The organism is Kitasatospora sp. NPDC036934 (assembly GCF_055608425.1).
Genome location: NZ_JBVJQR010000026.1, coordinates 82,938 through 93,119, shown reverse-complemented (window position 1 = coordinate 93,119; position 10,182 = coordinate 82,938). Strand labels below are relative to the sequence as shown.

9 protein-coding genes and 2 riboswitches are annotated in these 10,182 nt (G+C 73.6%); of the genes, 2 read left to right on the top strand and 7 right to left on the bottom strand.

What is annotated here, in order from left to right:
* Window positions 1-98 precede the first annotated feature (98 nt).
* The 6 genes from ACZ7BZ_RS30840 to ACZ7BZ_RS30815 all read right to left on the bottom strand — a co-directional run bounded on the left by ACZ7BZ_RS30840 (window position 99) and on the right by ACZ7BZ_RS30815 (window position 7,267).
* Window positions 99-1,253, bottom strand: a complete 1,155-nt coding sequence (locus ACZ7BZ_RS30840) for a hypothetical protein (protein WP_470361184.1) — start codon at window positions 1,251-1,253, stop codon at window positions 99-101.
* A 53-nt stretch (window positions 1,254-1,306) separates the two neighbouring features.
* A complete protein-coding gene (locus tag ACZ7BZ_RS30835) occupies window positions 1,307-2,353 on the bottom strand; it encodes a C40 family peptidase (RefSeq protein ID WP_470361183.1) in 1,047 nt (348 codons plus the stop codon).
* A 227-nt stretch (window positions 2,354-2,580) separates the two neighbouring features.
* Entirely contained in the window at window positions 2,581-3,699 is a 1,119-nt protein-coding gene (locus ACZ7BZ_RS30830) for an NlpC/P60 family protein (protein ID WP_470361182.1), read from the bottom strand.
* Window positions 3,700-3,709: 10 nt separating this feature from the next.
* A riboswitch (cyclic di-AMP (ydaO/yuaA leader) is annotated at window positions 3,710-3,864 on the bottom strand.
* Window positions 3,865-4,200: 336 nt separating this feature from the next.
* The gene (locus tag ACZ7BZ_RS30825) at window positions 4,201-5,235 is read right to left on the bottom strand and encodes a C40 family peptidase (RefSeq protein WP_380458878.1); all 1,035 of its coding nucleotides are present in this window, start codon (window positions 5,233-5,235) and stop codon (window positions 4,201-4,203) included.
* 201 nt (window positions 5,236-5,436) lie between these two features.
* A complete protein-coding gene (locus ACZ7BZ_RS30820; protein ID WP_465747597.1) occupies window positions 5,437-6,738 on the bottom strand; it encodes an NYN domain-containing protein in 1,302 nt (433 codons plus the stop codon).
* A 265-nt stretch (window positions 6,739-7,003) separates the two neighbouring features.
* Entirely contained in the window at window positions 7,004-7,267 is a 264-nt protein-coding gene (locus ACZ7BZ_RS30815; RefSeq protein WP_350504551.1) for a hypothetical protein, read from the bottom strand.
* A 230-nt stretch (window positions 7,268-7,497) separates the two neighbouring features.
* Between ACZ7BZ_RS30815 and ACZ7BZ_RS30810 the strand changes: the two genes are divergently transcribed.
* Window positions 7,498-8,280: a rhomboid family intramembrane serine protease gene (locus ACZ7BZ_RS30810; protein ID WP_380458886.1), complete on the top strand. Its 783-nt coding sequence runs from the start codon at window positions 7,498-7,500 to the stop codon at window positions 8,278-8,280.
* Window positions 8,281-8,321: 41 nt separating this feature from the next.
* Complete coding sequence (locus ACZ7BZ_RS30805) at window positions 8,322-8,603, top strand: Lrp/AsnC ligand binding domain-containing protein (RefSeq protein ID WP_030240061.1); 282 nt, start codon at window positions 8,322-8,324, stop codon at window positions 8,601-8,603.
* A gap of 17 nt (window positions 8,604-8,620) precedes the next feature.
* Here ACZ7BZ_RS30805 and ACZ7BZ_RS30800 read toward each other — a convergent pair whose 3' ends face one another.
* Complete coding sequence (locus ACZ7BZ_RS30800; protein WP_470361181.1) at window positions 8,621-9,985, bottom strand: aminotransferase class V-fold PLP-dependent enzyme; 1,365 nt, start codon at window positions 9,983-9,985, stop codon at window positions 8,621-8,623.
* Window positions 9,986-10,037: 52 nt separating this feature from the next.
* Window positions 10,038-10,155: riboswitch (SAM riboswitch) on the bottom strand.
* Window positions 10,156-10,182 lie beyond the last annotated feature (27 nt).

Here is a 10,182-nt window from a genome sequence, read left to right as displayed (position 1 = left end):
CGATCCGACAACCGCTCACCCGCAGGCGACTTGACCTGCCCCACCCTCGCCACACCACCATCAACGAGGCAGAGACAGCAAAGTCACCGGCATTGCCCCTAACCCTTCAGAGCCGCCACCTCGGCCAGCCAGAGCCCGGTGAACTCGGCCAGCCCGACGCCCAGTTCGCTGCGCAGCAGCCGGTCGGTGCGGTGCTCGCGGTCCTCGCCCTGGCCGTCGCCCGCGCCGACCGCCCGGTAGAAGGCGACCAACCGCCCGGTGCCGTACCGGCGGGCGATCAGGTCGCAGGCCAGCCAGGACTGCTCGTAGGCCTGGGCGATGCCGGTGGCGCCCGCGGCGAAATCCCCGTCGGCGGGCAGCGCGGTGGGCAGCTTCCCGGCCGCGACGTCCCGGGCCAGCTCGGGGGCGATCTGCTGCGGGCGGCGGCCGGACTCCCGGTAGGCGGTCCAGTCGGCGACGCCCTCGGAGAGCCACAGCGGGGTCCAGGCCCGGGTGTCGGCCCGGGTCGCGACGTGGGTGGCCTCGTGGGTGACCACCACCTGCCGGCCGAAGTCGCTGAGCCGCCCGAACGCCTCGGGGTTGATCACCACCCGGTCCGCCGGGGTGTGCCAGGGCGCGCCGGGGGCGGCCACGGTGACTGCGGCCATGCCCGTCCAGCCGGCCGGGTCGGCTTCCAGCAGCCGGGCGAACTGCGGCTCGGTGGCGGGCAGTTCGAGCAGCAGCCGGCCGGACCAGGCACTGCCCCAGACCGCACTGACGGCGGGCACCGCGTTGTCCCCCACCGCGACCAGACCGGCCGGATCGGGCCCACCGGCCAGGCCGAGCACCAGGCAGTGGGCGCCGGGGGCGGTACGGACGGGGCCGAGGTCCCACAGCGCCGGGGGCCCGCCGGTGCCCTCCTCCCGCTCGACCCGCCAGCCGCCCCGGTCCCGGACCAGCTCGATCCGGCGCGGGTACACCACGGGGTACTCGTCGTAACCGGTGATCCGCACGGCCAGTTCGACGGAGACGGTCAGCGTCGGCCGGTCCGGCCCGTCGGCCGGCGACAGCACCAGGCCGCGGTACGCCGCCTCGGCCCCGGTCAGCCCCGACCAGACGGGCAGCGAGCTCGCCCGCGCCGCCAGCAGCCCGGCGACCTCGGCCCGCAGGTCGGCGTCCCGCCCGTCGGGCACCGTCGCCGGGGCGGCCGGCGGCAGCGACAGCTGGGCCAGCCCGCCGGCCGCCAGCAGCAGCGCACCGCGCCGGGACACCACGCAGCGCGCCGGGTCTATCGGGTGGGGGCCGTCCGGCCCGCCGGGCGTCGCGCTCAGAGCCGGACCACTCCCGAGACCGGCATCGCGTTGACGCTCTCGTACCGGACTTTGGCCCCCGGGTACGGCGCGTGCACCATCACCCCGCCGCCGGCGTACATCCCGACGTGGTGCATGTCCCGGTAGAAGATCACCAGGTCTCCCGGCCGTGCTTCGGAGAGGCTGATCCGCTGCCCGGCGTACGCCTGGGCCTGCGAGGTCCGCGGCAGGGTCACTCCGGCCTGCCGCCAGCTGTAGTACATCAGACCGGAGCAGTCGAAGGCACGGGGCCCGGTGGACCCGTAGACGTAGGGCGAGCCGACCATCCGCACCGCGGCGGCCAGCGCGGCGGCCCCGCGCTCGGAGGCGGCCGGGGCGCTGCCGAGGTCCAGCCGGTCGGTGCCGCGGGTGGCGCGCGACTCGGCGTCCCGGGCGTCCTGGGCGATCATCCGGGTCCGCTCGGCGGCGCCCAGGCTGTTGAGCAGCTTCTGGGCCTTGGCCAGCCGCTGCTGGATCTGCTGCTTGTTCTCGGCCAGCGAGCGGCGGGCCTGGTCCAGCTCGGCGAGCTTGGCCGCGGTCTCGGTGCGGCGCTGGTCGAGCCGGCGCTGACGGGCGACCAGCTCGTGCAGGGTCTCCTGCTGCCGTTCGGCGGCCTGGCCGAGGGTCCGGGCGCGGGCCAGGTAGCCCTCGGGGTCGGTGGAGAGCATCAGCTGGGCGGTCTGGGCCATCCCTCCGCCGCGGTACTCGGCCCCGGCCACCGTGGCGAGGTCCCCGCGCAGCTGGTTGAGCTGGTCCTGGGCGGCGGCGACCTCGCCCTGGAGGATCGTGGTCTCGCCGAGCAGCCGCTTCTGCGCCTCCTGGGCGGCGTTGTACTTCTCCGACGCCTGCTCGGCCTCGTCGTACAGCTGCTCGACCTGAGCCTTGACGTCCTTGCGGTCGGGCGCATCCGGCGCGCCGGGGGTGGCCTGGGCGCTGCCGGCGGTCGCCACGCCCAGGGCCGTGGTGGCGGCCGCGGTCAGTACCAGCGCACGGGCGAGCAGTTGGGAACGACGGTGCACGGGCATGGCTGCAGCGGCTCCATTCCTGCGGCGCGGCCCCGCGGCCGCGCCCTGCTGGGCGGCCGTCGAGCGGGAGTCCGGTGGCAGACGTTAGCGAGTCCGGGCAAGTGAGTCCAAACCCCTACCGACCCGAATATTTGACCCCTATTCGGACACCAGGCCGAGCAGCCGGAAAAGCCGCAGGCCCGGCCCTCCGTGACGGAGGACCGGGCCCGTGAACCTTCGAGCGGGGATCAGACCCGGACGATGGAGGCCAGCGGCATGTTGGAGACGGCCTCGTAGCGGACCGACGCACCCGGCTTGGGCGCGTGCAGCACCTGGCCGTTGCCCGCGTAGATGCCGACGTGGTGGGCGTCGCCGTAGAAGATCAGCATGTCACCGGGCTGGGCCTGGGAGATGTCCGAGCCGATCCGGGTGCCGGCGCCGGCCTGCTCCTGGGAGGTGCGCGGCAGCGACACACCCGCCTGGTTGAACGCCCAGACCATCAGGCCGGAGCAGTCGAAGGAGCCGGGGCCGGTGGCGCCCCAGACGTACGGGCTGCCGACCTTGGTGGCGGCGGCGGCCAGCGCGGCCGCGCCGTGCGAGCTGCCCGGGGCGACCTTGACCGGCGCGGCCGCGGCGCCCGAGCCGAGGTCGCTGCGGCTGCTGTCGCGCGAGGCGCGGTCGGCCGGCTGGACGGCCTTCGCGGCGGCGTCCGCCTTGGCCTTGGCGTCGGCGGCGGCCTTGTCCTCGGCCGCCTTGAGCGCCTGGCGCTCCTGCTCGGTCAGCGTGTTGAGCAGGTCCTGGGCGGCCTTCAGCTTGTTCTGGACCTCGTCCTTGGAGGCCTTCAGCTGCGTGGTGGTGGCTTCAAGCTCGCCGAGCTTGCTCTGGGCCTCGGTGCGGTCCTGGTCCAGCTTGCGCTGCTGGTCCTGGAGCTGCTTCAGCTGGTTCTTCTGGGTGCTGCCGGCCTGGTTGAGCGCACCGGCCTGGTTCAGGAAGTTGTCCGGGCTGGAGGAGAGCATCAGCTGGACGGTCGGGGATATCCCACCGTTGCGGTACTGCTCGCCCGCGATCTCGGCGAGGCCGCCCTGCAGGTCGGTCACCTGAGCCTGCTGCCGGGCCACCTGGTCCTGCATGCCGGAGACCTGCTTCTCCAGCTCCTGCTGCTTCTCCTGGGCGGCGTTGTACTTCTCGGTCGCCTGCTCGGCCTGCTCGTTGAGCTGGTCGACCTGCTCCTTGACCTGGTCCTTGGTCGGCTGCGGGTCGGCGTGCGCGCCGGTCTGCGCGGAGAGCGCGACGGCGGCGGCGGCGAAACCGGTCAGGATCGAGACACGAGCGCGACTGGCGGGCTTGGGACGACGATGGGACGCCACGAAGGCGGACTCCTTCTTCCTACATCCGCCTACCGGGTGAGCTGACGGGTTCGGGCCGGAAGCATGCCCTACGGCGCCTCACCGGCCTCACCTGCGGCCGACCTGGCGCCGATTCACCCCGGAGGAACGTGGTTCCCCGGCTCCGCTCCGCAGCGCCCCCGACTACTGGGCTCCCCTGTCGGGCAGTCGCTTCGACCTGCCCCGCTGTTTCGCGAACTCGACGGTAACCACCGCCGCCACCCAGGCTGGGTGATCGACAGTGCGGTGGTTCGAGGCACGACCCTAGTAACTGAACCGTGATCCGTTCAAATCCTTGTCAGAAAAAAGACGGAAGATTGCCCATGTTCTTTTGTGAAAATGACTGATGGTGATCGCCGCCGGACGCAAAGCTGATCGACTCTCACCGATCGGCCATGAGGCGGGCGAACCCGAAGCGCCACCCCCGTCGGGAGGTGGCGCGGATCACAGGGCCGGAGCCGGCCCTTCGGGCGTGTCGGCTCGTCAGATCCGGCGGATCGTGTTGATCGACATGGCATCGGCCTTCATCACCTTCACCACGTCACCGGTGTGCGGCGCGTGGACCACCATGCCGTTGCCGATGTACATCGCGACGTGGTGCATGTCGCCGCCGTAGATCACCAGGTCCCCGGGCTGGGCGGTGGCCAGTGTCACGGCCGTCCCGATGTGGCCCTGCTCCTGCGAGGTGCGCGGCAGCGAGACGCCGGCCTGGCCGTACGCCCAGACCATCAGACCCGAGCAGTCGAAGGTGCTCGGCCCGGTGGCGCCCCACACGTACGGCGAACCCTGCTTGCTCATCGCCTTGGCGACGGCCACGGCCGCGTAGCCGCTGGCCGGCGGAAGGCTGCTGAGGTCGACCCGGTCGGCGCCGCGCGAGGCGCGGTCGTCCTGCTGCTGCTGGGCCTTCAGCGCGGCGCGGTCGGCGGCGCTGAGCGAGTTCAGCAGGTCCTGGGCGGTCTTCAGCTTGGTGTTGACGTCCGTCTTGGCCTGGTTCAGGTCCTTGGTGGTGGAGTCCAGCGAGGCCAGCACGGCGGCCGCCTCGCTCTTCTCCTGGTCCAGCCGGCGCTGCTGGTCGAGCAGGCCCTTGAGCGCCTCGGTCTGGGTGGTGCTGGCCTGCTGGACGCTCGACGCCTTCTCCAGGTAGCCCGACGGGTCGGAGGAGAGCATCAGCTGGACGGACGGGTCGATGCCGCCGGTGCGGTACTGCTCGCCGGCGACCTGGGCCAGGCCGGTCTGCAGCTGGCTCATCTGGTCCTGGCTGCGGGCCACCTGGTCCTGCAACTGGTCGGCCTGCTTGCGGAGCTGGTCCGCACGCTCCTTGGCGCCGTTGTACTTCTCCGCCGCCTGCTCCTGCTCCTGCTGGAGCTGGTCGATCTGCGCCTTGACGTCGCTGGTGTTCGGCTGCGGCGCGGCGTGTGCGGCCACCTGGGCGGAGAGGGCGACCGCGGTCGCAGCGGCCGCGGTGAGCACGGAGACCCGCGCGCGGCTCGGCTGCTTGGGACGGCGGTGGGAGGCCAAGAGACCCGCTCCTTCTTCCAACGGACTCACCTGTTCGGGTGAGATACCGGAAAATAGGTTTGACGCCAGACCCTAGTGAAGATCTACCCGTTTTGCCACTCCCCCGAAGGCGTGAACTCCGGTTCTCCCAGTGACTTCACCGGATCCGCACACCCGCCCGACGACGGCGCTGACCTGCCGTCACGCCGCCCGGGCCGCTGGTCAGGGCCTGGCCAGCCGGTTCAGCAGCAGCACCGAGGCCACCGGGCGCGCGCCCGCCTTCCGCACGCCGTCCGCGACCTCCCGGTCGGTGGAGACCACCACCACCGGACGGCCCTGCGGCTCGGCCCGGACCAGACGGCGGATCAACTCGTCCGCGGTCTCGCCGGTCCGACTGAACCGTACCCGCACCCCGCGCGGTGGCGCCATGATGACCGGGACGTCCAGGTCCTGCCCGTCGAACACACAGGTGACCTCCGCCTGGGTGCGCTGGGCCAGCATCGCCAGCCCGCCCAGCAGCCGGATCCGCTGCTGCTCCAGCGGCAGCGTCGGGTACCCGGTCTTGGTCACGTTGTAGCCGTCCACCACCAGGTGCACCTGGGGGATCGCCAGCAGCTGGTCCAGCAGCGCCGGGTCGTCGTCGGCCAGGCCGCGCCGGGCCACGTCGTGCGGCGAGGCCGCCCCCGGCACCACCGCCTCCACCAGGTCCGCCGGGCGGATCTGGGAGACCGGCAGCGCCAGCTCGCGCTGCAGCCCCTGCGCCGACTGCAGCACGGTGTCCAGCAGCAGCCGCAGCCGCATGTCCTCGACGCTGCGCCCCTCCCGGGCCGAGCGGCGGCCCTGCTCGGCCGCGTTCTCCAGCTCGGACACCCGGTGCCGCAGCCGCCGCGCCTCGCTCTCGGCCGCACTGCGCTCGCCCGCGGCCTGCGCCCTGGCGGCCTCCAGCTCGCCGGCCACCCGCCGGGTCTCGGCCTGCGCCCGGCGGGTGTCGCTCTCCAGCGACCGCACCTTCTTGCGCAGCGACTCGGCCTCCCGCCGGACGCCCTCGAACTCCGCGCGCTGGCGGTCCAGGTCCGCCCGGGCGGCGGCCCGCACCTCGGCCAGCTCGGCCTGCAGCTTCTCCACCAGCCGGGAGGCCTCCGCCACCGCGTCCTCGGCGCCGGCCCGCTCGGCCTCCTCGCCGGCCTCGGCGACCAACCGGCTCCAGCCCGCCGACCGCACCAGGTAGGCGGCGGCCGCGACGTCCATCGGATCGGCGGCGCCGGGGACGGTGCCCGACTCCAGCGCCTTCACCAGGTCCGGCTGGCCCAGCCGCAGCCGCTCCGCTATCCGCACCCGGAAGGCCGGCTCGGACTCCAGCGCCGCCGCCAGCGCGGTGGCCGCGTACTTGGCCCGCCGCGCGGGAGTGAACTTGGCGTACTGACGCAGGCTCTGCGGCAGTTCCCCGGGCGGCAGCCCGCCCAGCGCGTCCGAGGCCAGCCCGACCACCCGTCGGCGCACGCCCTCGGGCAGCGGCCGGTCCAGCTTCTCGGCCGTGCGCTCCGCCGCGGCACCCGGGGCAGTGGTCTCGGACGGAACCGTCCCGGCGGCCGGCTGCGGTGCCTGCGCAGCGGGCTGAAGCCCCTGCGGTTCGCCGGGCTCCCTCGCTGCGTCCACCACGTCCTCGGCTCCGATCCTGGTCCAGCGGGTGCGGCCGCGGCCGCCCCTGTCGTCACGCTCCGTGCGTCTTGTCTGTATTGTCCCGTGCGGTGGACGGCCGCGTCGCGCACCGCCCGCCGCACCGGAGGGGTCAGCCCTGCGCGGCAGGGGCCTCCGCGCCCTCGGCGCCCGGGCGGGCCACCAGCTCGACCTGGTCCACCGCGTTGCACCAGCGGCAGCGCACCGACTCGACCGTCTCGCTGTGCACCTCGGTCTCCTCGACCTTGGACTCGCCGGCCAGGTCGAAGTGCAGGAACTCGGTCACCCGCGCGGTGCGGGTCACGTCGAAGCGGGTGAGGTTGCCGCACAGCGTGCAGCGCCAGCGCGTCTCGGCGGTCAGGGCGGGGACGGTCATCGGGGATCCTCTCGGCTGGTTCCCTGGGTGGGCTAGGCGCTCCCCCCGGAGCCCCGGCGTCGGCGGCGGGAGGCGGGATTGCCCGGCCCAAGCCTATTGCCTGGGGCAACCATCAGGACCACCGGTCAGCCGAGATGACCGGAGCCCGTTCCGGCCCACCGGACCGACCGGTAGTCCACCTGCCGTAAACCGCTGTGTCACCTGCCGCGCCCGGAGGGATGCTTGGCCGCATGGCGCTCGCGACCCCCGGCCACACCGACGCCCGGGACGGCCGCCCGGCGGTGGCCGCCCCGGCGGTCACCTACGCCCTGATCGCGGTCAACACCCTGGTCTTCCTGCTCGGCCCGGCGGCCGGCGTCAACCCGCTGTACGGCACCGGCCAGGCCCGGATCTGCGCCGAGCAGCGCTACGAGCAGCGCTGGGGAGCCGTCCCCGCCGAACTGCTGACCGGCCACCCGCTCACCGCCGAGCAGCTGGCCGAGGCCCCCGACCCGGTCCCCGGCTGCCCCGCCGCCCCCACCCCGGGCAAGCACCCCGCCGTGTCCGCCCTCACCGGCCTCTTCCTGCACGCCGGCTGGCTGCACCTGCTGGGCAACCTGCTCTTCCTCCACGTCTTCGGCCCCACCGTCGAACGCCGGGTCGGCCGGGCCAGGTACCTCCTCTTCTACCTGGCCGCCGGCAGCCTGGCCTCGTACGGTTTCGCGCTCGCCGAGGCCCGCTCGCCGGACTCCACCCGGGTCCTGATCGGCGCCTCGGGCGCGATCGCCGCCGCCCTCGGCGCCTACCTGCGCTTCCACCCGCGGGCCCGGGTGACCACCCTGGTCCCGCTGCTCCTCTTCCTCCCGCTGCGCTTCCCGGCCTGGCTGGTGCTCGGCCTGTGGTTCGCCCTGCAGTGGTGGTCGGTGCACTCGGCCGGGCCCGGAGTGGCCTACCTGGTGCACGTGATCGGCTTCTCGGCCGGCTTCCTGTACGCCTGCACCGTGGTCGGACACCCCCCGAGACGGCCCGGCTGAGGCCCGATACGCTGGCCGCACCCCATGAAGGAGCCCGCACAGTGATCACTGCCATCGTCCTGATCAAGACCAGTGTCGACCGCATCCCGGAGATCGCCGAGGCCATCGCCGCGATCGAGGGGGTCAGCGAGGTGTACTCGGTGACCGGTGGCTACGACCTGGTGGCAATGGTCCGGGTGCGCCGTCACGACGACCTGGCCGAGGTCATCCCGGGCCGGCTCAACAAGGTCCCGGGCGTGGCCCACACCGAGACCCAGATCGCCTTCCGCACCTACTCCCAGCACGACCTGGAAGCGGCCTTCGCCCTCGGCCTGGACGAGTAGCGGTCCGCCCGCACCCCTCAGCCCTCGCGTCGGGTGTCGGCGACGCAACGGCCGCCCTCGTTGCGGTAGTTCCACGCCGCGCCGTCGGTGACCAGCTCACGGACGGCGGTCAGGAAGCGCTCCACGTGCTCGTCCGGCGTGCCCGCCCCGAAGCTCACCCGGATCGCGTTCAGGCTGCGCTCGCCCGGCAGCGAGGGCTCGGGCGCCCCGCACTCGGACGGAGCGACGTCCTCGTCCCCGAGGAGGGTCCGCACCAGCGGGTGGGCGCAGAACAGCCCGTCGCGCACCCCGATGCCGTACTCGGCGGACAGCGCGGCCGAGAAGTGCGAGCTGTTCCAGCCCCGGACGACGAAGGACAGCACGCCCACCCGGGCCGAGCCGGCGCCGAACAGGTTCAGCACCCGGACCTCCGGGATCTCCCCCAGCCCGGCCGTCAGCCGGTCGACCAGCTGCCGCTCCCGGGCCTCCAGCGCGTCGAAGCCGGCCTCGGTGAGCGCCCGACAGGCCGAGGCGATCGCGTAGGCGCCGATCACGTTGGGCGAGCCGGCCTCGTGCCGGGCCGGGCCGGTGTGCCACTGGACCGCCACCGAGCCGTCCGGCTCCCGGGCCACCGTCCGGGTCGCCCCGCCGCCGGCCAGGTACGGCTCGGCCGCGTCCAGCCAGTCGGCCCGCCCGGCCAGCACTCCGGCGCCGAACGGCGCGTACAGCTTGTGGCCGGAGAAGGCGATCCAGTCGACGCCCAGCTCGCGCACCGAGACCCGGTGGTGCGGGGCCAGTTGGGCGGCGTCCAGCACCACCCGGGCGCCGTACCGGTGCGCGGTCGCGGTCAGCTCCGCGACCGGCCACAGCTCGCCGGTCACATTGGAGGCGCCGGTGACGCACAGCAGCTTGGGGCCCTCGGGCGCGGCGGCCAGCGCGGTCTCCAACGCCTCCACCGCCTCGGCCCGCGAGCGCGGCGCCCGCAGGTACCCGACCTCCAGCCCGGCGTGCGCCCAGGGCAGCAGCGAGGCGTGGTGCTCGGTCTCGAAGGCGAACACCCGGGTGCCCGCCGGCACCGCCGCGGCCAGCAGGTTGAGCGAGTCGGTGGTGGCGCGGGTGAAGACCACCTGGTCGCCCTCGCGCAGGTCGAGGAACTCGGCGACGGTCCGTCGGCTCTGCTCGAACAGGTCGGTGGACAGCTGCGAGAGGTACCCGGCCCCGCGGTGCACGCTGCCGTAGTACGGCGCGTAGGCGGCGACGTCGTCCCACACCCGCTGGAGCGCCGGCGCGCTGGCCGCGTAGTCGAGCGCCGCGTAGCCGACCTTCGCACCGCTGACCAGCGGCACCTGGACGTCGTGGCCGAGGACGGCGAGCGGGGCGGCGGTTTCGAGAGCGAGGGACATGAGGATGCACTCCTTCACGGGGTAAGGGACCCCGGGAGTACTCGTCGTCCGGTGTCCGCGCTTGTCGCGCGGACGGCGTGCCCGGCGACCCGGTCCTCACCCAGGGCACCCCGCCACGGACGGAGGGTTGCCGGACAGCAAGCTGGGGCTTGACGCTGTCACTCATGACCTGGCGAAGACTCTAGGTCGGGTACGTC

Bases quoted from the DNA above. Each gene is read 5' to 3' on its own strand.
- ACZ7BZ_RS30835 (WP_470361183.1), bottom strand. From the start codon at position 2,353: ATGCCCGTGCACCGTCGTTCCCAACTGCTCGCCCGTGCGCTGGTACTG.
- ACZ7BZ_RS30800 (WP_470361181.1), bottom strand. From the start codon at position 9,985: ATGTCCCTCGCTCTCGAAACCGCCGCCCCGCTCGCCGTCCTCGGCCAC.
- ACZ7BZ_RS30815 (WP_350504551.1), bottom strand. From the start codon at position 7,267: ATGACCGTCCCCGCCCTGACCGCCGAGACGCGCTGGCGCTGCACGCTG.
- ACZ7BZ_RS30810 (WP_380458886.1), top strand. From the start codon at position 7,498: ATGGCGCTCGCGACCCCCGGCCACACCGACGCCCGGGACGGCCGCCCG.